Annotated in this window: 25 protein-coding genes and 1 tRNA gene; 17 read left to right on the forward strand and 9 right to left on the reverse strand. The window is 53.8% G+C overall.

What is annotated here, in order from left to right; translation table 11 throughout:
* Positions 1 to 67: 67 nt before the first annotated feature.
* The 4 genes from mnmG to BLU05_RS09070 are packed head-to-tail and all read left to right on the forward strand — an operon-like array spanning position 68 to position 4,354.
* Positions 68 to 1,936: a tRNA uridine-5-carboxymethylaminomethyl(34) synthesis enzyme MnmG gene (gene mnmG / locus BLU05_RS09055; protein ID WP_091879374.1), complete on the forward strand. Its 1,869-nt coding sequence runs from the start codon at positions 68 to 70 to the stop codon at positions 1,934 to 1,936.
* Positions 1,933 to 2,577 (forward strand): 16S rRNA (guanine(527)-N(7))-methyltransferase RsmG, encoded by a 645-nt coding sequence (rsmG, locus tag BLU05_RS09060; RefSeq protein WP_091879376.1) that lies wholly within the window; start codon positions 1,933 to 1,935, stop codon positions 2,575 to 2,577. The genes mnmG and rsmG overlap by 4 nt, the downstream gene beginning before the upstream one ends.
* 54 nt (positions 2,578 to 2,631) lie before the next feature.
* Entirely contained in the window at positions 2,632 to 3,426 is a 795-nt protein-coding gene (locus tag BLU05_RS09065) for a ParA family protein (protein ID WP_091879377.1), read from the forward strand.
* Positions 3,427 to 3,466: 40 nt separating this feature from the next.
* Positions 3,467 to 4,354 carry a ParB/RepB/Spo0J family partition protein gene (locus BLU05_RS09070; protein WP_091880202.1) on the forward strand — a complete coding sequence of 296 codons (888 nt, stop codon included), beginning with the start codon at positions 3,467 to 3,469 and terminating at the stop codon, positions 4,352 to 4,354.
* A gap of 76 nt (positions 4,355 to 4,430) precedes the next feature.
* Here the strand turns inward: BLU05_RS09070 and holA are convergent, their stop codons facing one another.
* Together holA and BLU05_RS09080 are read right to left on the reverse strand one after the other, a co-directional pair.
* Positions 4,431 to 5,480 (reverse strand): DNA polymerase III subunit delta, encoded by a 1,050-nt coding sequence (holA, locus tag BLU05_RS09075; RefSeq protein ID WP_091879379.1) that lies wholly within the window; start codon positions 5,478 to 5,480, stop codon positions 4,431 to 4,433.
* Between the two features lie 135 nt (positions 5,481 to 5,615).
* A tRNA-Gly gene (locus BLU05_RS09080) sits at positions 5,616 to 5,690 on the reverse strand.
* 234 nt (positions 5,691 to 5,924) lie between these two features.
* Here BLU05_RS09080 and BLU05_RS09085 point away from each other — a divergent pair.
* From BLU05_RS09085 to BLU05_RS09110, 6 genes are all read left to right on the forward strand, one after another.
* Positions 5,925 to 6,434: a prolyl-tRNA synthetase associated domain-containing protein gene (locus BLU05_RS09085; protein ID WP_091880203.1), complete on the forward strand. Its 510-nt coding sequence runs from the start codon at positions 5,925 to 5,927 to the stop codon at positions 6,432 to 6,434.
* Positions 6,435 to 6,500: 66 nt separating this feature from the next.
* On the forward strand, positions 6,501 to 7,481 hold the full coding sequence (gene trxA / locus BLU05_RS09090; protein ID WP_091879380.1) for a thioredoxin: 981 nt from the start codon (positions 6,501 to 6,503) through the stop codon (positions 7,479 to 7,481).
* A gap of 61 nt (positions 7,482 to 7,542) precedes the next feature.
* On the forward strand, positions 7,543 to 8,205 hold the full coding sequence (locus BLU05_RS09095; protein WP_091879382.1) for an LON peptidase substrate-binding domain-containing protein: 663 nt from the start codon (positions 7,543 to 7,545) through the stop codon (positions 8,203 to 8,205).
* Positions 8,180 to 8,422, forward strand: coding sequence for a Trm112 family protein (locus BLU05_RS09100; protein WP_091879383.1), 243 nt, complete (start codon positions 8,180 to 8,182; stop codon positions 8,420 to 8,422). The genes BLU05_RS09095 and BLU05_RS09100 overlap by 26 nt, the downstream gene beginning before the upstream one ends.
* A 72-nt stretch (positions 8,423 to 8,494) precedes the next feature.
* Positions 8,495 to 9,067, forward strand: coding sequence for a TetR/AcrR family transcriptional regulator (locus tag BLU05_RS09105; RefSeq protein ID WP_091879385.1), 573 nt, complete (start codon positions 8,495 to 8,497; stop codon positions 9,065 to 9,067).
* A gap of 67 nt (positions 9,068 to 9,134) precedes the next feature.
* The gene (locus BLU05_RS09110; protein WP_091879386.1) at positions 9,135 to 9,557 is read left to right on the forward strand and encodes a metallopeptidase family protein; all 423 of its coding nucleotides are present in this window, start codon (positions 9,135 to 9,137) and stop codon (positions 9,555 to 9,557) included.
* Between the two features lie 102 nt (positions 9,558 to 9,659).
* Here the strand turns inward: BLU05_RS09110 and BLU05_RS09115 are convergent, their stop codons facing one another.
* On the reverse strand, positions 9,660 to 9,866 hold the full coding sequence (locus BLU05_RS09115) for a DUF1737 domain-containing protein (RefSeq protein ID WP_091879388.1): 207 nt from the start codon (positions 9,864 to 9,866) through the stop codon (positions 9,660 to 9,662).
* The gene (locus BLU05_RS09120) at positions 9,863 to 10,747 is read right to left on the reverse strand and encodes an HpcH/HpaI aldolase/citrate lyase family protein (RefSeq protein ID WP_091879389.1); all 885 of its coding nucleotides are present in this window, start codon (positions 10,745 to 10,747) and stop codon (positions 9,863 to 9,865) included. Before BLU05_RS09120 ends, BLU05_RS09115 begins: the two co-directional genes overlap by 4 nt.
* Positions 10,748 to 10,897: 150 nt before the next feature.
* On the opposite strand from BLU05_RS09120, the gene leuD reads away from it, so the two are divergent.
* Positions 10,898 to 11,503, forward strand: coding sequence for a 3-isopropylmalate dehydratase small subunit (gene leuD, locus BLU05_RS09125; protein WP_091879391.1), 606 nt, complete (start codon positions 10,898 to 10,900; stop codon positions 11,501 to 11,503).
* A 98-nt stretch (positions 11,504 to 11,601) separates the two neighbouring features.
* Here the strand turns inward: leuD and BLU05_RS09130 are convergent, their stop codons facing one another.
* On the reverse strand, positions 11,602 to 12,636 hold the full coding sequence (locus BLU05_RS09130) for an aspartate-semialdehyde dehydrogenase (RefSeq protein ID WP_091879392.1): 1,035 nt from the start codon (positions 12,634 to 12,636) through the stop codon (positions 11,602 to 11,604).
* A gap of 549 nt (positions 12,637 to 13,185) precedes the next feature.
* Between BLU05_RS09130 and BLU05_RS09135 the strand changes: the two genes are divergently transcribed.
* On the forward strand, positions 13,186 to 15,069 hold the full coding sequence (locus BLU05_RS09135) for an MFS transporter (protein ID WP_091879394.1): 1,884 nt from the start codon (positions 13,186 to 13,188) through the stop codon (positions 15,067 to 15,069).
* Between the two features lie 64 nt (positions 15,070 to 15,133).
* Here BLU05_RS09135 and leuB read toward each other — a convergent pair whose 3' ends face one another.
* On the reverse strand, positions 15,134 to 16,246 hold the full coding sequence (leuB, locus tag BLU05_RS09140) for a 3-isopropylmalate dehydrogenase (protein ID WP_091879396.1): 1,113 nt from the start codon (positions 16,244 to 16,246) through the stop codon (positions 15,134 to 15,136).
* 220 nt (positions 16,247 to 16,466) lie between these two features.
* Here leuB and BLU05_RS09145 point away from each other — a divergent pair, with 220 nt between their 5' ends.
* The 3 genes from BLU05_RS09145 to BLU05_RS09155 all read left to right on the forward strand — a co-directional run bounded on the left by BLU05_RS09145 (position 16,467) and on the right by BLU05_RS09155 (position 19,071).
* Positions 16,467 to 16,853, forward strand: coding sequence for a hypothetical protein (locus BLU05_RS09145; RefSeq protein WP_244518306.1), 387 nt, complete (start codon positions 16,467 to 16,469; stop codon positions 16,851 to 16,853).
* 110 nt (positions 16,854 to 16,963) lie between these two features.
* Positions 16,964 to 17,638 (forward strand): response regulator, encoded by a 675-nt coding sequence (locus tag BLU05_RS09150; protein ID WP_091879399.1) that lies wholly within the window; start codon positions 16,964 to 16,966, stop codon positions 17,636 to 17,638.
* A complete protein-coding gene (locus BLU05_RS09155) occupies positions 17,635 to 19,071 on the forward strand; it encodes a sensor histidine kinase (protein ID WP_091879400.1) in 1,437 nt (478 codons plus the stop codon). The genes BLU05_RS09150 and BLU05_RS09155 overlap by 4 nt, the downstream gene beginning before the upstream one ends.
* Before the next feature lie 7 nt (positions 19,072 to 19,078).
* On the opposite strand, the gene BLU05_RS09160 is transcribed toward BLU05_RS09155, so the two are convergent.
* On the reverse strand, positions 19,079 to 19,555 hold the full coding sequence (locus tag BLU05_RS09160) for a MarR family winged helix-turn-helix transcriptional regulator (protein WP_091879402.1): 477 nt from the start codon (positions 19,553 to 19,555) through the stop codon (positions 19,079 to 19,081).
* Positions 19,556 to 19,709: 154 nt separating this feature from the next.
* Here BLU05_RS09160 and BLU05_RS09165 point away from each other — a divergent pair, with 154 nt between their 5' ends.
* Complete coding sequence (locus tag BLU05_RS09165; RefSeq protein WP_091879403.1) at positions 19,710 to 20,132, forward strand: organic hydroperoxide resistance protein; 423 nt, start codon at positions 19,710 to 19,712, stop codon at positions 20,130 to 20,132.
* 193 nt (positions 20,133 to 20,325) lie between these two features.
* Positions 20,326 to 21,147, forward strand: a complete 822-nt coding sequence (locus tag BLU05_RS09170) for an alpha/beta fold hydrolase (RefSeq protein ID WP_091880205.1) — start codon at positions 20,326 to 20,328, stop codon at positions 21,145 to 21,147.
* A gap of 49 nt (positions 21,148 to 21,196) precedes the next feature.
* On the opposite strand, the gene BLU05_RS09175 is transcribed toward BLU05_RS09170, so the two are convergent.
* Together BLU05_RS09175 and BLU05_RS09180 are read right to left on the reverse strand one after the other, a co-directional pair.
* The gene (locus BLU05_RS09175; RefSeq protein ID WP_091879405.1) at positions 21,197 to 23,248 is read right to left on the reverse strand and encodes a M3 family metallopeptidase; all 2,052 of its coding nucleotides are present in this window, start codon (positions 23,246 to 23,248) and stop codon (positions 21,197 to 21,199) included.
* Positions 23,249 to 23,392: 144 nt separating this feature from the next.
* Positions 23,393 to 24,616, reverse strand: a complete 1,224-nt coding sequence (locus BLU05_RS09180; RefSeq protein ID WP_091879406.1) for an argininosuccinate synthase — start codon at positions 24,614 to 24,616, stop codon at positions 23,393 to 23,395.
* Positions 24,617 to 24,640: the final 24 nt, after the last annotated feature.

Below are 24,640 nucleotides of genomic sequence, written 5' to 3' on the forward strand. Positions count from 1 at the left end.
CACACTTGACTCACGGCGCTGTTTTGCTCATCAAGGCACTTAATTCGAATCTCGGAAAGTTTGGCTCGTGGAAGATAATTTCGACGTTATTGTCATTGGTGGTGGACATGCAGGCTGTGAAGCCGCAGCAGCCTCCGCTCGCTTTGGTGCGCGAACCGCTTTGGTTACGCATAAAGCTGGCACGATTGGCGTGATGTCCTGCAACCCAGCGATTGGTGGTCTTGGGAAAGGCCATCTTGTCCGCGAGATTGATGCTCTGGATGGTTTGATGGGCCGCGTCGCTGATGCTGCCGGTATTCAGTTTCGTCTGCTCAATCGGCGAAAGGGCCCGGCGGTGCGTGGTCCCCGCACACAGGCCGACCGGAAATTGTATCGTCTTGCCATGCAGTCGGCCATTGCTGAACAGCCGAATCTGACCGTTATCGAAGGTGGCGCCAATGATCTCGTCATTCGAGATGGAAAGATTTCGGGCATACAGCTGATGGATGGACGTGTTCTATCCTGTGGTTCGGTTGTTCTGACAACGGGAACATTTCTACGTGGGCTCATTCATATTGGTGAGAAGAAAATACCGGCTGGACGAATGGGTGAAGCCCCGGCGCTTGGTTTATCCGACACATTGGCCAAGCATGAATTTGCTTTGGGGCGTTTGAAGACCGGAACACCCCCACGTCTGGATGGGCGTACAATCGATTGGAAGGCTCTTGACGTTCAGTCTGCGGACGAAGATCCGCTGCCCTTCTCACTAATGACGGATGCTATCACCAATCCTCAGATCGATTGCGGGATCACACGTACAACAGCCGCTTCGCATGCGGTGATCCGTGCGAATCTGCATCGTTCAGCCATGTATTCAGGATCGATTGAAGGCATTGGACCGCGTTATTGCCCGTCGGTAGAGGACAAGATCGTCAAGTTTGGCGATCGCGATGGCCACCAGATTTTTCTGGAGCCCGAGGGCTTGGATGACAATACGGTTTATCCGAATGGTATTTCCACTTCGCTTCCCGAAGAAGTGCAACTGGAAATTCTCAAGACAATACCTGGCCTCGAGCATGCGATTATGCTGCAACCGGGTTATGCCATTGAGTATGACTTCATTGATCCACGCGAGTTGGATCGGAGCCTTCAGACGCGACGTATTGGTGGTCTGTTTCTTGCCGGACAAATCAACGGAACGACTGGATATGAAGAGGCAGCTGCACAGGGTCTGTTGGCCGGCCTCAATGCGGCCCGACTATCAAGCGGCAGTGAACCGTTCGTTATACAGCGTACCGAGGCTTACATTGGTGTGATGGTCGATGATCTGACATCGCGCGGCGTCAGCGAACCCTATCGAATGTTCACCTCTCGTGCGGAATTTCGACTTTCTTTGCGTGCTGATAATGCAGATGAGCGGCTTACCCCAATGGCGGATGACTTGGGAATTCTTGGCTCTGCGCGCAGAGCGCGGTTCGAGAAACGCACGCAGGAGTTGGATGCGGTGCGGCAGATGGCTAAGCGACTGAATATCACGCCAAATGCAGCAGCTTCGGTGAATTTGCATTTGAACCAAGATGGCGTCCGCCGATCAGCCTATGAGCTTCTTGCCTTTCCCGATATCGACCTTGCCCGCCTCACCGCTATCTGGCCAGAACTGACATCAGTCACAGGGCGGATAGCAGAAGCGCTCGAGATTGAAGCGCAATATGCTGTCTATCTCGAGCGACAGAAAGCCGATGTTGCGGCGATGGAACGCGAAGAGGCACTGCTCATTCCAAAGAGCATCGATTTTTCGGCAGTTTCGGGACTGTCCAATGAATTGAAACAAAAGCTTCAGCAGCGTCAGCCCAGATCCATTGCCGAAGCACAGCGTATTGATGGCATGACGCCTGCAGCACTCGCTTTAATTATTGCGCAAATACGTCGCAGCTCTATTGCGAGAGATGTAGCGTGAGCGATCGGCGCGAGAAGCGACTGCGGGAAGTCTTGCCAACTGTTTCACGTGAAACAGTGGCGGACCTGATAGGCTTTGAAGACCTGTTTCGAAAATGGTCAAAAGCAATCAATCTTGCCTCCCCTGCCACGCTGGATGAGTTGTGGGAGCGGCACATTATCGATAGTGCTCAGCTCTATCCCTTGCTCCCTGATGCTAAACAATGGCTTGATCTTGGTTCGGGCGGTGGCTTTCCGGGCGTTATTCTCGCCATTCTCCTGAAGGAAAATGCAGGCGCAAAGATCGACCTTGTGGAGAGTAATGGCAAGAAAGCAGCTTTTCTTCGCACTGCTTTGGCTCAATTCGCGACGCCTGGCATAGTTCATTCCGCCAGAATTGATGCTGTTTGGGCGAAAATTCCAACTCCTGATGTTATTACCGCGCGCGCTCTTGCTCCCCTTAAGGAGCTTTTTGTACTTACTGAGCCTTGGCTGGCAGGTGGTGCAACGGCTCTTTTCCAAAAAGGCCGGGATTACCGGCGGGAGATCGAGGAAAGCCGTGACGGCTGGTCCTTTGATCTGGTACAACATCCAAGTGTGGTTGATGTTGAGTCGGTCGTGCTGCAGATCAGCAATGTGCGGCGCAATTCGGCGGTAAAGTAACACCACTTTTCGATTTCGGTCGTCGATAACGATGATTTGCTTGGGAAGACAGTGATGAACAGTCAGACTCGTATCATTACCATAGCCAACCAAAAGGGTGGTGTGGGCAAAACCACGACCGCTATCAATCTGGCTACGGCGCTTGCGGCCATTGGTGAGAATGTGTTGATTGTTGATCTCGATCCACAGGGTAACGCCAGCACCGGGCTTGGAATTGACCGCAAAAATCGTGAACTGTCGTCCTACGACGTTCTCATGCAGACTGCGTCGGTTGAAGAGGCAGCAATTGCAACGGCAGTTCCCAATCTCTCATTGATCCCATCGACACTTGACCTTCTTGGTGTTGAAATGGAAATCGCCGGGTCCGGAGATCGCGCCACCCGTTTGCGTAAGGCGTTTCGGGGTAACAATACCGCCTCGCCTTTCACCTATATTTTGATTGATTGCCCGCCATCCCTCAACCTTTTGACGATGAATGCTATGGCGGCTGCCGATTCTGTCCTTGTCCCCTTGCAGTGTGAGTTCTTTGCTCTGGAGGGTTTAAGTCAGTTGCTGGAAACGGTAAATCAGGTGCGCACGGCCCTCAATCCGTCATTGACCATTCAGGGGATCGTGCTGACAATGTTTGATGGCCGTAACAATCTTGCGACGCAAGTCGTTGATGATGTGCGCTCATTTATGGGCGATAAGGTGTATCGTACCGTGATCCCACGCAATGTTCGGGTATCAGAAGCACCATCCTATGGAACACCGGCCATCCTTTATGATTTGAAGTGCGCCGGTAGTCAGGCTTATCTGCAGCTTGCATCGGAAGTTATTCAAAGAGAGCGGCATTTACGCGCCGCTTGATATCGATTCGAATACGAAACATTTATGAGAGCCTATGACAATGAATGAAGATCCGTCAAAAAAACGCCTCGGTCGTGGTCTTGCCGCGCTCATTGGAGAGATGGACCGTCTACCGGAAGAAAACGTTCCTCCGCGTATTGCAACGTTGGATCGTCAGGTTCCTATTGAGTTTGTCAGTCGCAATCCACGCAATCCGCGCCGCCTGTTCACGGAAGCTGATCTTGAAGACCTTACACAGTCGATCCGAGAGCATGGCATCGTTCAGCCCGTTGTCGTTCGCCCTGCCAAGGATTCGGCAGATCGCTACGAACTGATTGCCGGTGAACGGCGCTGGCGTGCCGCGCAACGTGCCGGTCTAACAACAGTTCCTGTCATTATTCGCGAAGTGGATGACCGCGTTGCACTTGAACTGGCTATTATCGAGAACGTACAACGTGCCGATCTCAACCCGATCGAAGAAGGTATGGGCTATCAGCAGCTGATCGATGATCACGAATACACGCAGGCGGATCTGGCGCAGGTGATCGGCAAGAGCCGCAGTCATGTGGCCAATACGCTGCGTTTGCTGAAATTGCCTGAGCCAGTGCGTGACCATATTACGAACGGTGCTCTTTCAGCCGGGCATGCGCGCACGCTGATCACAGCGGAGAATCCCGGGCTTCTTGCTGATCGGATCATTCGCGATGGTCTTTCGGTTCGTCAGGCTGAAGCTCTGGCACAGGGCGGCGGAAACAAACCAGCGGCACCCAAAGTCAAGGCCGACAATGATGAGAATAAAGACGCCGATACGCGGGCATTGGAAAAGCTGCTCTCCGATGTCACGGGGATGCGTGTTACGGTTAACCACCAGGCAAAGGGTGGGGATGTGCGTATTCACTATACGACGCTGGAGCAGTTGGATGAAATTTGCCGCCGCCTGCAAAGCTAGCGTGACGTAACGGTATATTATCGTTTTAATTCAAATGCTTATTCTCTATCTAGTCGCGGATTCTTGCGTGCGTTACCTAACGCCCGCTCCGCCCTGCTCGCGCAGCCTCGGCAGCCAAAGCTATAAGTGATTGCCGAATGATCGGAATGGATAGTACCGCGTTGCGACGACTTTCCAGAACGGTTTTTTGCAATCTTTCAATGGCTCTGGCGCATGTCTGCGTTGTCCAGCGCTGCAATGCTGTCTCCACAAGCCGGCGTCTTGAAAAAAATACAGGCGGCCGTGCACCTGCCACGGCGGAACCGGCATTTTTGCCTTCTGTCTCCATGCCGTAACGCAGGGACTGAAGCGTCTGGAACTGCCGTATAGCTGAGTTCAGAATGAGGAAGCTTGATGAACCCGAGCCGATTACCCGATCAAATGCGTGGGTAAAATCGTTGAGATTGCCAGTCATGAGCGCATCGATAATCGTCTCGTAGGATGTTGCACTGACATCGCCGATGATATCGCGAACATCCTCAATGGTGATGCGTTCCCGGCCATGAACGTAAAGGCAAATTTTCTCCAGCTCGGCACGGGTCGCCAAACGGTCACCGCCAAGGCTTTCCTTTAGCAGATTGCGGGCATCCAGCGTGATCTGCAACTGATTCCTTGCAAGCATATCGTCAATGGTTGCATCGATCCCCTTGGCATCGTCACTATAGCAAGGCAGTGCCATGGCACTGGCGCTTTGTTCGACAATGCCACGCAGGCCTGCGCCCTTTTTCAGATCGCCAGCCTCAATGAGGATAAACGTGTCTACGGGTGGTGTTTTGGTCAGGTGCGTTACGGCATCGGCCAATCCCTTTTGCGCTGATGCGTTACGGACCCAGATCAGGCGCTCGCCACCAAACATGGAAATTGTATTGGCTTCATCGGAAAGACGGCCAGGTTCTGCCTGAACATCATCGGCGTCCAGACGGATGACGGCGAAGGGGTCATCCTGTGAGAGCCCGGTTAGTTTGATGAAACTCCCTGCCCTTTCGCTCACCAGGCCTTTGTCCGGACCGTACAGAAGCACAATGGGATAGGCTCGATCGAGCCTTTTCAGGAAGGAATCAACCTCATGCGCTTTCTTCTGTGCCATGATTGTAGGGTTTAGCGCATTGAACACGGATTGCAATTGTACATTGCTTATCAAAGCAGCGCTTTAAGGGCAGGGAATAAACTCCAGATAGCAAAAAGGCTCAGGAAAACCTGAGCCTTTTGAACTTCGAACAACTGGAGCGGGAGAAGGGATTCGAACCCTCGACCCCAACCTTGGCAAGGTTGTGCTCTACCCCTGAGCTACTCCCGCATGTGCCAGTTTGTCTTGCGAAGCGGGGCCTATATGACCCAAGCACAGGGCAATTGCAACAGTGAATTTTCGACTTTATGACGATATTCGAAAAAATTGTTGAATGATTGCGTTGGCCTTAAGGTCGAACACTTGTTTAAACGCCGTATCGCTGGCTTTTCGCTTGAGAGCGCGCGTCGAAGTGATTAGGACAGGAAAGCTTATTTCCTGATGATCGGTGCCGCGAGAGCCAGAATGCCCAAGACATATGAAGAGCTGATGCAGAAACTCGACGAACTCGAGATCAAAACGTCAACGATTCGCCATGCACCGGTATTTACGGTCGCCGAAGCACAGGATTTGCGCGGGCAGGTTGCCGGTGCTCATACCAAGAATCTTTTTCTTAAAGACAAGAAGGACAAATTCTTTCTTGTGACTGTTGGCGAAGAGGCGCTGGTCGATCTCAAGACGATTCATACAAAGATTGGTGCTTCAAGCCGGGTGTCCTTTGGAAAGCCGGAAAAGCTGATGGAATATCTTGGGCTTGTTCCAGGCTCCGTCAGTGTGCTGGGCGTAATCAATGACGAGGACCATCAGGTAAAGGTGGTGCTCGATGAAAATCTTATGCGCAGCGATATCATTAATGCGCATCCTCTGAGCAATGATGCGACAACGTCTATCGCAAGCGATGACCTCATGCGCTTTCTGGAGGCGACGGGTCATGAGCCCCTGATCTTGAAAATTGACGAATCGAACCCAACCTGAGTGCAGACATGCGTCAGTCCAACCGGACTTGGCAAATACGTGACCAGCGGATGCGGGAGAACTTTCATGAGCAATACAGATAACCCGTTCAGTGGCGGCTATGGCAGCGCGTCTGGCACGACGACCGTATCCTATGGCGGCTCGGCTCCATCTGCGCCCTCAAAACCTGTGGGCGCCCTGATCAAGGATACAACCACCGCAGGATTTGCTACCGATGTGATTGCCGAATCGAAGAACCAACCGGTTCTGGTTGATTTCTGGGCGCCGTGGTGCGGTCCGTGCAAGCAGCTGACCCCTATCATCGAAAAGGTGGTCAATGCCGCTGGCGGGCGTGTAAAGCTCGTTAAAATGAACATTGACGAACATCCGGCGATTGCTGGTCAGTTGGGTATTCAGTCGATTCCCGCTGTAATTGCCTTTTCGGACGGCAAACCTGTCGATGGTTTCATGGGTGCCCTGCCTGAATCCAAGGTGCAGGAATTCATCGATCGTATTGCATCACCCGATGGTGACAGGGATGCGGCCATCCAAGCAGCGCTGGATGCGGCGACACAAGCGGTTGCGGCCGGTGATGCCGAACAGGCTGCCCAGATATACTCCGCGGTTCTTGGCGAGGTGCCTGATCATGTCGGCGCGCTTGCCGGATTGGCAAATTGCCTGATTGAGCTTGGTGATCTCGATCAGGCCAAGGCCGTTCTCGCGCAGGTTCCTGCCGATAAGAAGGAAGATGCTGGTGTACGGGCGGCAGAAGCAAAGATCGCCTTGGCCGATCAGGTGGCCAAACTCGGCGATCCCGTTGCATTGGAAGCAAGGCTTAAAGCTGATCTAAAGGATTATCAGGCACGTTATGATCTCGCCATGATCCTGAACGCCACCGGAGAGCGTGACGAGGCTGCCGATCATCTTCTTGCCATCATGAAGGCCGATCGTGCGTGGAACGATGATGGTGCCCGCAAACAGCTGTTGCAGTTCTTCGAAGCATGGGGGCCGGCTGATCCGGCGTCGCTTACCGCGCGCCGGAAACTGTCTTCCCTGCTGTTTTCCTGAATGAAATAGGGCACAATAGCGATCGGTCCGTGTTTCAGCGGATCAATCACTGGAGCTGGTAATGCAAGCAGGCAATGTTCGTTATCGGACGCTGGAGAATATTCCGGAAAGTGTACCGATTTTCCCTCTTTCGGGAGCACTGTTGCTCCCCGGCGGGCAACTGCCTTTGAACATCTTCGAGCTGCGCTATCTGGCGATGGTGGACGCTGCTCTGAGCGGTAAGCGTATTATTGGTATGATCCAGCCCCGCTTCGATCAGGGCGAAGAGGAAACGGATGAATTATGCGAGGTCGGGTGCCTTGGCCGCATCACGTCCTTTGCTGAGACAGGCGATGGCCGTCTTTTGATCACGTTGCAGGGCATTTGCCGCTTTCGGATTGTTAAGGAATTGTCCAGCAGAACACCGTTCCGGCAGTGCAAGATCGCGCCGCTTCTTGCTGATCTCGACGAGGCAGATGATTCGGAAGTGGATCGCACTGCTCTGCTGCGTGTTTTCAGGGCTTATCTTGATGCAAATAATCTTGAAGCGGATTGGGATGGTATTTCCCGTGCGGGCAACGAAACGCTGGTGAATGCGCTGGCAATGATGTCGCCTTTTGGTGCGGCGGAAAAACAAGCCCTGCTTGAAGCGGCCGACCTGAAAACCAGAGCCGAGACTCTGATTGCAATCACTGAAATCATGCTGGCAAAAGACAAAGATGATTTTGGGTCAAATCTGCAATGACCCACTTCAAGGGAGCGCACCCGTGATTGAACCAAAACGCGAACCGGCAATAGATCGCAAGTTGCTTGAGCTTCTGGTCTGCCCCTTGACCAAGGGGCCCCTTGTCTATGATCAAGAAAAGTCGGAGCTGATTTCAAAATCGGCGCATCTTGCTTATCCCATCCGCGACGGCATCCCGATCATGCTGCCATCAGAGGCGCGGACCATCGAAGATTAGATATTTTAACTCCATTTTTCACGGAAACTGTGAGAATATGAGTCAGTTGAATAACTGAATCAGAGGCGGTTCTTGACCAAGCGGAATGACAAACGCGATATTCTTGTCGCTACGGCGGCCGGGTTGTTCTGGCGTCGGGGTTTTGCGGTGACAAGCCTTGCGCATATCGCAGCGGAGTCCGGCATTCCGCTTGGCAATATTTATTATTACTTCAAGACCAAGGCCGAGTTGGCGCGCGGTGTTGCCGATATTTTCGTCGCTGAAACCGAGGATATGCTGACGGAAATTGTTGAAGCGGATCAGGAGCCGCGCAAGCGTCTGCAGCTACTCATTGAAAAACTGGCGCATTCCCTAAAAAGCCGAGTGGAGAACGGGTGTCCGATCGCCTTGGGCATTCGCGACTTTCGACATGAATCACCGCAGGCGGCTGAACGGGCTGCGGAAGTTTTCAGTCTTCTCATCGGATTTATCGGAAGAGAACTCGGGAGAACGGGACTGCGGCCTTCAACGGCGCTTGCAACAGCGCGCAATGCGGTGGCGGAGTGGCAGGGCGGCATCATGCTTGCCCATGGCTTGAAAGACCCAACGGTCCTTGCAGAAAGCTTCCGGCGCATGGAACGGCTTCTGGTGCCTTCGCGGAGCTAGTTCGCATGGCACTCGCATCCTTGGTGTAAAAGCACTATATGAAGCGAAAAGTGCTCCGGGAGTTTTAATGGCCAGAAGTAACCAAACTGCAGATTGGACTCATCGCCTGTCACCGGCTTTGAGTGAAATCGAATCCCTCGCGATTGAGGCCTATGCGCATCTGCCGGAGGATTTTCGAGGTCTCTGCGGTGATATCACCATTCAGGTATCCGAATTCCCCGAGGACCAAATCGTTGAAGATATGGGTCTGGAATCGCCGTTTGATTTGCTTGGCCTGTTCGAAGGCCGGGGAATCGGTGAACGTTTTTCGCTACAGACGGGTGAACAGCCCAATAAAATCACTATTTATCGTCGTGCTGTCCTTGATTATTGGGCCGAATATGAGGAGGCTCTGGGCGATATTGTCACGCACATTCTCATCCATGAGATTGGCCACCATTTCGGCCTTTCAGATGAGGATATGGAACGGATTGAAGCAAGCGTCGACTAATCAGCGATTGCGGGAAAGGCTGCTCTCAAGACGAAGACCCACAATGGATATGTCAGAGCAGCAATATGGAGCACCGAAAAGCCGCCTGAGTAATGCTGCGGCTTAATAGTCGCTGAGCTTGATACCCGGATCATAATCGACCCCATCAACATCCTTTACCACCGCTTGGCCACACTGCATTGTGCCGGTGACGGAGTTGAAGGCATAGGTAGGCGAGCCGTAAATGTGCCAACCTTTATTAACGGCAGCCGTAACCTTATGACAGAAGCTGGCATCATCGGGGCCGGTCAAGAAGCGGTACAGTTTCATGCTTTGTCTCCTTTGATTTGCACTTTCGCCAGCGTCTTTTCCGCATTGGCGAGATGCAGGCGTTCAACCATTTTTCCATTCAGGGCAATCGCACCCTTGCCAGCATTTTCAGGCAAGGCGAAGGCTGCAACAATGGATTCGGCTTCTGTAAGGGCCGCCTCATCCGGCTGAAAAGCGCGGTTTGCTGCATCGATCTGCGAGGGATGGATTAGTGTTTTGCCGTCAAAGCCCATTTTCGAGCCCTGAGTGCATTCAGTTGCAAAACCGGCAGTGTCCGCAAAGTTGTTATAGACGCCATCTATGACATCAAGGCGCCCGGCTTTGGCGCAAAGAACGATCTGCATCAGCCATGGTATGAGATAGGAACGGCCTTCGCTCAGACTTATACCCGTTTCCTTGGCGATATCATTGGTGCCGACGACAAAACAATCAAGACGACCCGTGGACCGTAAACCAAGCTCAGCGATCTCATCCGCGTTCAGAATGCCGCGCGGTGTCTCGATCATCGCCCAAAGCCTGATATTTTCTGAAGCATCGGTCTCTTCGAGTATTTCGGTAACGCCGGTTATATCATGCGGTGTCTCGACTTTCGGCAAAAGGATTGCGTCGGGTTTGCAGGCCCGCGCAGCCAGAAGATCTTCGGCGCCCCACTCACTTGCAAGCGCATTGATACGAATGATCCGTTCAGCCTTGCTTGCCGGATTGGCACGGAAATAATCGCGCAAAGCCTCGCGGGCCTCATCTTTTGCATCCGGCGCAACAGCATCTTCCAGATCAAAAATAACCGCATCAGTATCAAGGCTGGCAATCTTGGCGAGAGCCTTGGCATTTGAGGCGGGAACGTAAAGAACCGAGCGGCGAGGGTGAGACGTTTTGCGCATATCACTTTTTTGCATTGATACGCGAGCCAAGACAAGAGCAATCATGCGCAGCTGACTGCCCCAATCTGCCACAGGCGGAAGGTCTTTGATTTGCCGCCAAGCTGGTGTAAAGCCAACATACTCATCTTATGAACACCACAGGCAGAGATTATGGACAAGTTTACCAAGCTCACCGGCGTTGCCGCACCGTTGCCGATCATCAATATCGACACGGATATGATCATTCCCAAGGATTACCTGAAGACGATCAAGCGCACAGGACTTGGTACCGGACTTTTTGCCGAAATGCGCTTCAATGAAGACGGCTCGGAGAATCCGGATTTCGTCCTCAACAAGCCAGCCTATCGCAAGGCGCAGATTCTGGTTGCCGGTGATAATTTTGGTTGCGGTTCCAGCCGTGAGCATGCGCCTTGGGCGTTGCTCGATTTCGGTATCCGCTGCGTCATCTCGACCAGCTTTGCCGATATTTTCTACAATAACTGCTTTAAGAACGGCATTCTGCCGATCCGTGTCAGCCATGAGGATCTCGACAAGCTGATGGACGATGCACAGCGCGGTGCCAATGCAACGCTGACGATCGATCTGGAAGAGAAGACGATCAGGGGGCCTGATGGCGGTCAGATCAGTTTCGACCTTGATGAATTCCGTCGCTACTGCATGCTGAACGGTCTTGATGATATTGGTCTCACCATGGAAAAAGCCTCGAAGATCGACACCTTTGAAGCGGCCAATGCCCAGAGGCATCCCTGGGCTTAAGCGCTGAACCATGCAGGTTTAAGCCTGTTGATACTATCGATTATTCAAAGAAAAAGGGCGCAGAAACTGCGCCCTTTCTTTTTTGCGGCATTGCCTGTTTAAGCTGCAAGCTGCTTGGGCTGGATCAGCCCACGAGCCACCAGAAGCTCGGCGATCTGAATGGTGTTAAGCGCGGCACCCTTGCGCAGATTGTCAGAAACAATCCAAAGCGATAGGCCATTCTCGACAGTGATGTCCTCACGGATACGCGAAATATAGGTCGCGTCTTCACCGGCCGCCTCGTAAGGCGTGATGTAACCGCCATCTTCATGCCGGTCGATGACAAGGCATCCTGGAGCATCGGACAGGATATCGCGGGCTTCCTCTGCGCTCATCGGGCTTTCGAACTCAATGTTGACGGCTTCCGAATGACCGATAAAAACAGGTACACGCACGCATGTCGCCGTCAGCTTGATCTTGGGATCAAGCATCTTCTTGGTCTCAGCGACCATCTTCCACTCTTCCTTGGTGTAACCATCTTCCATGAAGACGTCGATGTGCGGAATGACGTTGAAGGCTATGCGCTTGGTGAATTTCTTGGCCTCGACAGGGTCAGCAACAAAGACAGCGCGTGACTGCTGGAAGAGTTCGTCCATGCCTTCCTTGCCGGCGCCGGAAACGGACTGATAAGTGGAGATGACAAGACGCTTGATCTTTGCCTTATCGTGCAGTGGCTTCAGAGCCACGACGAGCTGGGCAGTCGAGCAATTCGGGTTGGCAATGATGTTCTTCTTGGTAAAGCCGACGATGGCATCGGGATTTACTTCTGGAACGATCAGCGGCACGTTGGAATCGTAACGCCAGGCGGAAGAATTATCGATGACGACGCAGCCCTGCGCACCAATCTTCGGTGACCATTCCTTGGAAATATTGCCGCCAGCCGACATCAGGCAGATATCGGTGTCGGAAAAATCATAGGTGTCGAGGGCCCTGACCTTCAGCGTGCGGTCGCCAAAGGAAACTTCGGTACCCTGTGACCGGCGCGAGGCTAGCGCAACAACTTCACTCACTGGAAAGCCGCGCTCTTCCAGTATTGTCAACATTTCGCGGCCCACATTGCCCGTGGCACCTACAACCGCAACCTTGAAACTCATGTGCTATCTCCTGTCCCTCACCGCTCTTTGCAAAAAACCCGCTGGCCACTGCGGGTCTTTTCCCCCGGGCCGGACCCGGGAGGGGGCGAGCAGGCCAAGGGAAATCAGACCGTTTTGGTGGTCGTTTTGGCCGACATTTTGGTGGAAAGAACAGACGCGCCTGCGCATCCGGCATGAAAGCCGGAACCGCTCGTCAAAAAGTGTGCAGTTGATTCGCTGCTCACGGGGGCGTCTCCTTAACCTGACACGCTTGTATCCGCTTTCCAAAAAGAGTCAATTGTCCATGCAAAAGATAAGAATATGTCGCGTTACACACAATTTTGGACTTTTGCTGCCAAAAGCAGTCTTTGCTTTCGTGAATATTTGTTCAACACTTGGGCGGTGCATGGGGTGCATGACCTTTGGGGGGAGAGTTCCGGAGGACATTCACCGGCGTGAGATCAGTTGAAGCCAATGGGCTTGGCCAATGAAATCCTGCGCAGTGACAAAAACTGAAGATATGACCGGACCTTGGGGCCGGGCAAATGCTGTTTTCTGGGAGGAATAGAAATGGCGACCACTTCTGTGGCTGGCGACGCCAGCCGGGCTATGACGAGAGAAGAGAAGAAAGTTATCTTCGCTTCTTCTCTTGGAACTGTTTTCGAATGGTACGACTTTTACCTGTACGGCTCACTAGGTCTTTTCATAGGTCAGGCCTTTTTTAATGAGTACCCTGAAACAACCCGTAACATCTTCGTGTTGTTGGCTTTTGCAGCAGGCTTTCTTGTTCGTCCATTTGGAGCGTTGGTTTTTGGCCGCATTGGTGATCTGGTCGGACGTAAATATACGTTCCTTGTCACCATCCTGATTATGGGTACGTCGACCTTTCTGGTCGGTTTTCTTCCCGGATCTGCAACGCTGGGTATTGCAGCACCAATCATCCTGATTGTACTGCGCATGTTACAAGGATTGGCACTTGGCGGAGAATATGGCGGTGCGGCAACCTATGTCGCGGAACATGCGCCAAACAACCGGCGCGGTTACTACACCTCCTGGATTCAGACCACCGCAACGCTCGGTCTGTTTTTGTCACTGATAGTTATTCTGATTGTTCAGAACCTGCTTGGCAAGGAAGCGTTTGCTGCATGGGGATGGCGCGTTCCCTTTGTTCTTTCCTTCGTGTTGCTTGGCATTTCCGTATGGATTCGTCTCTCCTTGAGTGAATCGCCTGCGTTCAAAAAGATGAAGGAAGAAGGCAAGGGCTCCAAAGCGCCGTTGACGGAGGCGTTCGGTCAGTGGAAAAATGCCCGGATCGCTCTGCTTGCGCTGTTCGGTTTGACTGCCGGTCAGGCTGTCGTCTGGTATTCCGGTCAGTTCTACGCGCTGTTCTTTCTGCAGAACGTGCTCAAGGTCGATGGACAGTCTGTCAATATCATGATTGCGATAGCCCTGCTGCTCGGCACCGGCTTCTTCGTCTTCTTCGGTTGGTTGTCGGACAAGATTGGCCGCAAGCCGATCATCATGGCTGGTCTCGCTCTGGCAATCCTCACATACTTCCCACTGTTTCAGGCGCTGACCAAGGCCGCCAATCCGGCATTGGCACAGGCCGAAGCAACGGTTCGTGCAACTGTGACCGCAGCGCCGGGTGACTGTAACTTCCAGTTCAACCCTGTTGGTAATGCCAAGTTCACCAGTTCGTGCGATATTGCCACGTCGTTTTTGTCCAAAAGTTCCGTACCCTACGACGTTGTCAATGGCCCTGCTGGCCAGCCAGCCACGATCAAGCTTGGCGATACGGTCATCCCGTCCTACGACGCTGTTGCCGCCGGTGCGGATGCAACTGCCAAGAATGCGGTCCTGACGCATGACCTGAACCTTGCCCTGCAAAAGGCCGGGTTCCCGCTGGTGCGGGCTGCTGCCAAGGTCCCGGAGGTGAAGCTGGATGGCTTCGTCAAAGCTAATCCGGAACTCAATCTTGATGCTGCTGCCATTCGTGCCGGTGAAAAGGCCGTCACGCCGGTTGCCAATCTCGTTAAGGACAAGCTGCTTACCGCGGAACAGGCAGCCGGTGCCACCGAGATGGCTGTTTACACGATCGCCAATGGCGGCGCGTTCAGCGTGGTTGCCGACCCGAAGGCTGTGAATTGGCCGATGACCATCGCCATTCTGTTCGTTCTCGTTCTTTACGTGACGATGGTTTACGGCCCGATTGCTGCGATTTTGGTCGAGATGTTCCCGACCCGCATTCGCTACACCGGCATGTCATTGCCCTATCATATTGGCAATGGCTGGTTCGGCGGTCTGGTTCCGGCAATCGTTTTTGCGATGAGTGCGGCTAAGGGCGATATCTACTACGGCCTGTGGTATCCGATCGTTATCGCCGCCATGACACTGATCATCGGTCTGATCTTCGTCCGTGAGACCAAGGGACAGGATCTGAACGACATCAAGTGATTTGAGGCTGATAAAAAACCCGGCGCGATCACTCGCGCCGGGTTTTTCAATAAGATACCGCCGATTAGGCAGCGAGCGCCTTGAACTTGGCAAGGATCGCATCGCCCATCTGGGTGGTGCCAACCTTGGTGCTGCCTTCGGACATAATATCAGCCGTGCGAATACCGTCGCCAAGAACACCGGCAATCGCAGCTTCCAGCCGGTCCGCTTCTTCAACCATATTGAAGGAATAGCGCAGGCACATGGCGAAAGATGCAATCATGGCAATCGGGTTGGCTGCGCCACTTCCCGCGATATCAGGGGCAGAACCGTGCACTGGCTCATAAAGCGCCTTGCGGCTGCCGGTCTTGCCATCGGGCGCGCCGAGAGAGGCGGAGGGAAGCATACCAAGCGAACCGGTAAGCATCGCGGCAATATCTGACAGCATGTCGCCGAAGAGATTGTCGGTGACAATCACATCGAATTGCTTGGGCCAGCGAACCAGCTGCATGCCACCGGCATCAGCCAGCATATGTTCAAGCTGGACATCGGAATAGCGTGCCTTGTGCGTGGCGGTAACCACCTCGTTCCACAGAACGCCGGATTTCATCACATTGCGTTTTTCCATTGATGTAACCTTGTTGCGGCGCGTGCGCGCCAGCTCGAAGGCAACACCGGAAATACGCTCGATCTCGTAGGTGTCATAAACCTGCGTATCGATACCGCGTTTCTGGCCATTGCCGAGATCAACGATCTCTTTTGGTTCGCCAAAATAGACGCCGCCGGTCAATTCACGCACGATCAGGATATCGAGACCTTCGACCACGTCCTTCTTGAGGGAAGAGGAGTCGGCAAGTGCCGGATAGCAGATGGCAGGGCGCAGATTTGCGAAGAGTTCCATATCCTTGCGCAGGCGCAGAAGGCCAGCTTCCGGACGCACGTCATAGGGGACGCTATCCCACTTTGGACCGCCGACAGCGCCGAAGAGAACTGCATCTGCTGCCATGGCCTTTGCCATGTCGGCATCCGAAATCGCCTTGCCATGGGCGTCATAGGCGCAGCCACCGACAAGGCCCTCGTCCAGTTCAAAGCCGCTTTTGAGTTCAGCATTCATATAGGCGATGATCTTGCGGACCTCGGCCATTGCCTCGGGTCCGATACCGTCGCCGGGAAGAAGAAGGAGCTTTTTCGATGCCATTTCGGGGAAACCTCTAGGAGCGTTTGAAAGGGATGGCGGGTTCTTAGCGCAAGTTCAGCAAAGATGGAAAGCTTTCTGCGAAATTTTCTGACAGTTGATGCGCTCTGCAATGATTTGTGAAGCGGCAGTCATATCACTGCAACCCTCAGGTAATGTCGATGCAATCTTCGCAGCCTAGTTGCCGGGCATAAGTTTTGTCGATGGGGGTTTCCATATGTCCATGCACAATGCCCGTAATTGCAAACGGGTTATCGGAGCCGGTTTTGTAGTTAGCGCATTGATTTTGGCAGGATGTGCGTCCGACATCATGAAGAATTATATCGGGCAGCCGGTTGAATCGGTGGTTATCGATTACGGCCCGCCGACCGAAGTTCTCGATCTTGGTCCGGGAGAGCGTGCCTATCAGTGGCGCAAGATATCGACCAATGCTGTTTCAGGCACATCCAGCGGTGAGGTCCGCGATACACGGCATGGCAGGCGTTATGTGGAAACGGAAACGCCCGGCTATGTCGAGCAGAAGGAATGTTTTTATACATTCTACGCCCGTTCGTCCGGTGGTCGCTGGTACATCACCAATTTCCGCAAGCCAAAGCTGGAGTGTGAATGATGGGCGGATCATACAGTGCGAGCAACACTGCATTTATCTGCAAGTCATGATAAAGATTTTGTCACCACACGCGGGCCTTAGTGCCGGTGTTTCACCAATGGAGAATTTCAATGCGCATCTTGCTGCTTGAGGACGAGCCTGAGATGGCTTCGGTCCTGAAAGCCGCGCTGGAGCGTCGCGATGTGATCGTCGATCATGTATCGACATTGGCCGATGCCGAGGCTATGGCAAAATTTGGTCCCTATGACGCTGTGGTGCTGGATCGACGGTTGCCGGATGGAGAAGGTTTGAGTCTCATTCCACGTCTGCGGGCCCTGCATGTCGATGCGCCGGTGATCGTGCTGACGGCCATGAGCAGCCTCAATGATCGTGTTGCCGGACTGGATGCGGGTGCGGATGACTATATGGTCAAGCCTTTTGCCACGGAAGAGCTGATGGCCCGCTTGCGCGCATTGCACCGGCGTCCATTCACCCTACGTGCAGAGCAGACAGTCATTGGCCGGTTGACCTATGATTTCCGCCACCGTGAAGCGCTCATAGACGATCAGCCACTGGAATTGCCGCGGCGGGAGAGGCTGGTGCTTGAGACCTTGATCCGCCGGCCGGGGCGTACTGTCCTGCGTGCCACACTCGAAGAATCGGTCTATGCGATGGATGATGAGATTGGCTCGAATGCGCTTGACGCCCACGTGTCACGGCTGCGGCGCAAGCTGGAAGATGTGGCCGCAGGAGTCGAGATCCGGGCTATACGCAATCTTGGCTATCTGTTACGGGCAACTGCATGAAGAAAATCCGTCCGCGCTCGTTGCAATGGGTTCTGGTTCGCAGGCTCATTGTGCTGCAGGCAACGACGCTGCTTATCTTCATCGGGCTGTTTTCGCTGGTCTTGTGGGTGGCCAATCCAAAGTTGCTTGTCGATAATGAAGCGGCTGTGGATCTTCTGAAAAGCGCAATCGACCGGGATGCCGATGGCAAGCTGATCGTGCGTGAGACTGAAGAACTGAATTCATTCCGCGAGGAGTTCCCCAGACTTTGGTTCATTGCGCGCGATACAAACGGACAGTCCGTACAGCAGGGCGATATTCCCGTTGGTTATGAGAATGATACCAGCGATCTTTTGAAGGCCGTAGACCACGCAACTCTTGGCTTTAGCGAGGGGGATTTGCGCCCTGAAGCTGTCGTCTCAAAAATCGATACCAAGGCCGGCCCCATACAGGTCATTACCTCTACGCGGGCATCTCGCGATGAAAATGAGGGCCTGGAAATCAATATTGATATGCAAGTGGACATGGCGCGAAATCCGGATGGTAGTACGGCCTGGATAAGGGTCGTTCCCGTTCTCATTATCGTTATCATCGCACTGCTTTTGCCCATTATCATCGTGATGGGCGTGACAACGCTGGTTACAACGCCGGCAGTTGTGCGCCGGTCGCTGGCTGGGCTTGTTGCAACGGCCACTCAGGCGGGACGTATTGATATCAATAACCGTGCCATGCAACTGCCCATCGAACAGGTGCCGCTGGAAATTACACCGCTGGTTCAGGCTTTCAACCACGCGCTTGCCCGGCTTGGCCAAGGCTATGATCAGCACAATCGCTTTCTGACGGATGCGGCACACGAGCTGCGTACGCCCATTGCGATTCTGCGAACGCGAGCCGAGCTTTTGACGGAAGATCCGCAAAGTGCGCGTTTGCTCCAGGATATCGAGCGTTTGTCGCATCTGGCGCAGCAATTGCTCGACCGTCAATTGCTTGACCAGCCGGTTGGACCGGGTGAGGTTGTCGATCTTGTGCCGTTGGCTGGTCAGATCGCTGCAGATTTTGCGCCTTTGGCAATTGCTGCCGGTTACGATCTTTCCTTCGAACCACCGGCAAAGCCCGTCTATGTTCAGGTCAACACGTTGCAGATCGAACAGGCTGTTGCAAACCTCATCCGCAACGCAATCGAACATTGTGACGGGAAGGGAACAATCACAGTGTTGGTTGACGAGGCGGGCGGTATTGAAGTTCGTGATGAAGGACCGGGTATTCCGGAGGAAGAGCATGAACACGTGTTCGAGCCCTTCTACCGTCTGCGCCCTCGCTCCAGCGGGGCTGGTCTCGGCCTTAACCTCGCCCGTCAGATTGCCCGATTGCATGGCGGGCGTGTCGATATATTGACCGGACCGTGGCGCGGTGCGCGCATTCGCCTGCAATTGCCAATACAAAAAGCGGCTTGATCGGTCGCTATTTTACCTCGTCGATACTTTCCACCAGATTGTCCCGCATGGCGATCAGTTCCGATCTCAGGGATTTTGCCTCATCCATAGTGCATCCGAAGGCCTTACCCATGGCAATAGGTACGGCCTCGGCCTGTGCGCGCATCGCCCGCCCATCAGCAGTTAGACCAATTAAAACCTGACGCTCATCCACTGTGTCGCGGCGGCGTGTAATCAGCCCCGCAGCTTCCAATCGCTTGAGCAGGGGCGTCAACGTACCGGAATCCAGACTGAGCTTGTCACCGATTGCCTTCACGGTCTGGTTTTCTTCTTCCCACAGGACGACCATCACAAGATATTGCGGATAGGTCAGGCCCAGCGCAGCAAGACGAGGCTGATAGGCGCGCGTCACCGCGTTGGCGGTGGAATAGATAGCGAAACAGAGGAAGTTCTCCAGCTTGAGGAGAGATTCCTGATTGTTCATGCCTGTCTTTTCCATTGTCATTACTCCGTCCGCATTTCCGCCTAACATACACAAAGCAATTAAATTGCGCACCATTTAATTTTTCGTAACTCACATGTAATTTTCTATTGCGCGCAATTAAATTGTGTGCAACTTAATATGCATCGAATAATCGATACAACCCAAGGAGCCCACCATGAGCATTCTCTACACCACCAAAGCGACAGCAACCGGCGGACGCGATGGCCGTGCATCCAGTGAGGATGGCCGCCTCAAAGTGACGTTGTCGACACCGAAGGAACTCGGCGGCAATGGGGCGGAAGGTACCAATCCCGAGCAGTTGTTTGGCGCCGGTTATTCAGCCTGCTTCATCGGTGCAATGAAGTTCGTTGCCTCGCAGAAGAAAATCAAATTGTCCGACGACACATCGGTTACTGCGACAGTTGGCATTGGTCCGCGCGAAGACGGCAAAGGCTTTGGCCTTGATGTTGCTCTGGCAGTGACATTGCCCGGCATCGATGCGGCAACTGCACGCGAAATCGTCGATGGCGCACACATCGTCTGCCCCTATTCGGAAGCCACCCGCAGCAATCTGAACGTTCGTATCTCCATCAACTAGGCCGCGGTTAATCCAGCGGCTCACGGGAATGACGACCATGAGCAAGAAAGAAACTCTTCTGACGTCCCGCCGCTCCTTTCTGACAGCAAGTGCAGGTCTTGTTGCTGCCGTCAGTCTCAAGGTCGGCGATGCGCAAGCAGCAGACAAGCCGAACAAAACCAAATCCAAAGAGCCAGTCAAAGGACATAAGGTCATGACAACATTCACGACGAAAGATGGCACCGAAATTTACTATAAGGACTGGGGCAAAGGACAACCGGTTGTGTTCAGCCATGGTTGGCCGCTGAATGCCGATGCCTGGGAAGATCAGATGGTTTTCCTCGCCTCGAACGGCTACCGTGCCATTGCGCATGACCGGCGCGGCCATGGCCGTTCCAGTCAGCCGTGGAACGGCAATGACATGGATACCTATGCCGACGATCTGGCCGAACTTGTCGAAAAGCTTGATCTGAAAGACGCCATTCACGTTGGCCATTCAACTGGTGGTGGTGAAGTTGCCCGCTATATTGGTCGCCATGGCACCAAGCGCGTGGCCAAGGCTGTGTTGGTCGGCGCTGTGCCACCGCTGATGTTGAAAACAGCAGCCAACCCCGGTGGTCTGCCGATCGAAGTGTTCAATGGCATTCGCGATGGTGTTGCTGCTGATCGCTCGCAGTTCTTCAAGGACCTGACGACACTGTTCTATGGAGCCAATCGTCCGGGCGCCAAGGTTTCGCAAGGTGTACGCGATGCGTTCTGGCTTCAAGGTATGCAGGGTGGGCTGAAGAATGAACTTGATTGTATCAAGGCATTCTCGGAAACGGATTTCACCGAAGATCTGAAGAAGTTCGACATACCGACCCTGTTTATCCATGGGGATGACGATCAGATCGTGCCAATCGACGACTCGGCCAAAATCGCCACAACGTTGGTCAAAGGCTCGAAGCTGACGATCTACCCGGGCGCACCGCATGGTCTGGCAACGACCCACAAGGATCAACTCAACAAGGAACTCCTGGCATTTGCCAAGGCTTGATCGATCAGAAACCCGCCGCGCTCTACCGAGTGCGGCGGGTTTTTTGATTTCAGGCGAGACCGCGCTTTTCGATCATCGCGTCCGGTGTTGGCATCTTGCCACGGAAGGCCTTGTACAATTCTTCCGGATCGCGGCTGCCGCCGGCCGAATAGATATATTGCTTCAGTTTCTTGGCAAGCTCAGCGTTGAAAACATCGCCGGTCTCTTCAAACGCCTTGAAAGCATCGGCATCAAGCACTTCCGACCACATGTAGGAATAGTAACCGGCGGAGTAACCATCGCCTGAGAATACGTGGGTAAAGTGCGGGGTGCGATGACGCATGATGATGGCGTCAGGCATGGAGAGGCTCTTCAACGTATCAGCTTCAAATTGGATCGGATCAACTGGCGGCGTGCCGTCCGCATGGAAGGCCATATCGACCAGTGCGGAGGAGGTGAACTCCACCGTATTGAAACCGGCATTGAACGTGTTGGCCGCAAGTACCTTGTCGAGCAGCGCCTTTGGCATGGCTTCACCGGTCCGATAGTGAACAGCGTATTTTTCCAAAACTTCCGGCACCGTCAGCCAATGCTCGTAAAGCTGTGATGGCAGTTCGACAAAATCACGTGAAACCGACGTTCCCGATACGGCAGGCCATGTCACATCTGACAGGAGGCCATGCAACGCATGACCAAACTCGTGGAAAAGCGTGCGTGCGCCATCCAGCGAAAGAAGCGCTGGTTCACCCTTTGGAGGTTTGGCAAAGTTCATAACGTTGTAGATAATCGGCTTCTGGCCGCCATCAAGCTTGTGCTGCGATTGCAACGCGCTCATCCATGCACCGGAGCGCTTGGATTGCCGGTTGAAATAGTCGCCGAGGAAAAGGCCACGACGACTGCCGTCAGGATTTTGCACTTCCCAGACGCGCACATCGGGATGCCAGGTTGGAATGCCGGTCTTTTCTTCAAAGCGGATGCCGAAAAGACGCGTAGCCACATCAAAGCAGGCTTCGATAATCTTTTCGAGCTGGAGATAGGGCTTGAGTTCCGCCTCGTCGAAGGCAAAGCGCTCGTTGCGTAGCTTTTCGGCGTAATAGCGCCAGTCCCACGGCGCCACCTTGTGGTTCCGGCCTTCTGCAGCGATCAGGCGTTCCAGATCAATCTCTTCTTCAGCAGCCCGGTTGCGCGCCTTGTCCCAGACAGGTTCCAACAGATCCATGACGGCCTTGGGTGTCTTGGCCATAGTATCGTCAAGCTTGTAGGCAGCAAAGCTGTGATATCCAAGCAGCTTGGCTTTTTCGGCACGCAGCGACACCATTTCGGCAACGATGGCGCGGTTATCCGTTGCTCCACCGTTCTCGCCGCGTGCGGCCCAGGCTCGAAACGCCTTTTCGCGTAGGGAACGGTCCTCTGAAAAGGAAAGGAAGGGCTCAATGATCGAACGGGAGAGGGTGACCGCCCAGGCGTCTGGCCGGTCCCGTTCTTCAGCGGCGCCACGCATGGCGGCGCGGACAAAATCGGGTAAACCTTTCATCTGTGCTTCATCGGTTATGAACAGCGCCCAATCAGCTTCGTCCTTGAGGACATTCTGACCGAACTGCGCACCGAGGCTGGCCAGTTTTTCATTGATATCGGCAAGACGGGTCTTGCCTTGCTCATCGAGCCGCGCACCGCTGCGTACAAAGCCTTTCCATGTCTTTTCCAGAACTCGGTCGGTTTCCGCATCGAGGCCAAGGAAATCCCGCTGCTCGTAGAGCGAATCAATACGGGCAAACAGTAGCGGGTTCATCATGATCGATGAGTAATGGCGCGACATTTTGGGCGCGAAGACACGCTCCAGGGCCTGAATCGCCTCGTTGGTGTGCGCACCGGCGCGTAACCAGAAGATGGACGACACGCGATCCAGACCTTCACCTGATAGTTGCAATGGCTTCAGCGTGTTCTCAATGGTCGGCGCTTCGTGATGATTGACGATAGCTTCCACATCGGCAAGATCAGCCGCAAGAGCTGCGTCAAAGGCTGGAGCGAAATCGTTGTCTGTAAAGGCTGTGAAATCAGGGAGCCCGAGCGGTCCGGTCCAGTCCGTCAATGCAGGGTTGATAGACGTTTTTTCTAAGGACATGGGAAAGCTCCGGCATAGATGATGGACTGTGGTTCTAACATCTAAGGCGGCAATAGAGCGACCACAAGTCAACAGGGCCAGAAAGCTTGTCACCCAAACGAAAAACGGGGCTTGCGCCCCGTCATCATCCGCATTTTGCTAAAATCAGCTGTTACGCTTGCGAGCAGCCAGTGTCCGGAGGCGCAGGGCGTTCAGGCGGATGAAGCCCGCTGCATCCTTCTGGTCGTAGGCGCCGCGATCATCCTCAAAGGTGACGAGTGCATCGGAATAGAGCGACTTCTTCGATTTGCGGCCCGATACCATCACATTGCCCTTGTAGAGCTTGAGGCGCACGACGCCTTCCACATCGTCCTGGCTCTTGTCGATCATGGCCTGCAGCATCTCGCGCTCTGGCGAGTACCAGAAACCATTGTAGATGAGTTCCGCATAGCGGGGCATGAACTCATCCTTGAGATGGGCCGCACCGCGATCCAGCGTGATCGATTCCATGGCGCGGTGCGCCGCGAGCAGCATCGTACCGCCGGGTGTTTCATAGACGCCGCGTGATTTCATCCCAACAAAGCGATTTTCGACCAGATCGAGACGGCCAATGCCGTTGTCACGGCCCAGATCGTTGAGGGTCTTCAGCAGTGTTGCCGGTGAAAGCGGCTTGCCATCAATGGCCACGGCATCGCCTTTTTCAAAGGCAATCTCGATTTCAGTCACCTTGTCGGGTGCATCCATGGGCGAAATGGTGCGCTGATGCACATATTCAGGTGCCTCCTGCCACGGGTCTTCCAAAACCTTACCCTCGGAAGACGAATGCAGGAGATTTGCATCGACTGAGAACGGAGCTTCGCCGAGCTTGTCCTTGGCAATCGGAATCTGATGCTCACGGGCAAATTCAATAAGGTCGGTACGGGATTTGAAAGTCCAGTCACGCCATGGGGCGATAACCTTGATGTCGGGGTTCAGCGCATAGGCGGAAAGCTCGAAACGCACCTGGTCATTGCCTTTGCCGGTCGCGCCATGGGCGATCGCGTCAGCGCCGGTACGGGCGGCAATTTCCACGAGGTGCTTTGAGATCAATGGGCGGGCAATGGATGTACCGAGCAGATAGACGCCCTCATAAACGGCATTGGCGCGGAACATCGGGAAGACGAAATCGCGGACGAATTCTTCACGCACATCCTCGATATAGATTTCCTTGATGCCGAGCATCTCGGCCTTCTTGCGCGCTGGTTCCAGCTCTTCGCCCTGACCAAGGTCAGCGGTGAAGGTAACGACTTCTGCGCCGAGTTCCGTTTGCAGCCATTTAAGGATGATCGATGTATCGAGACCGCCCGAATAGGCCAGCACGACTTTCTTGACGTCTTTCCACTTGTTCATTCTGTTTCCCTGACTGCCTAGCAG

Origin of the sequence: Phyllobacterium sp. OV277 (genome assembly GCF_900104355.1) — a bacterium.
In the GTDB taxonomy this organism is placed as follows: Bacteria; Pseudomonadota; Alphaproteobacteria; order Rhizobiales; family Rhizobiaceae; genus Phyllobacterium.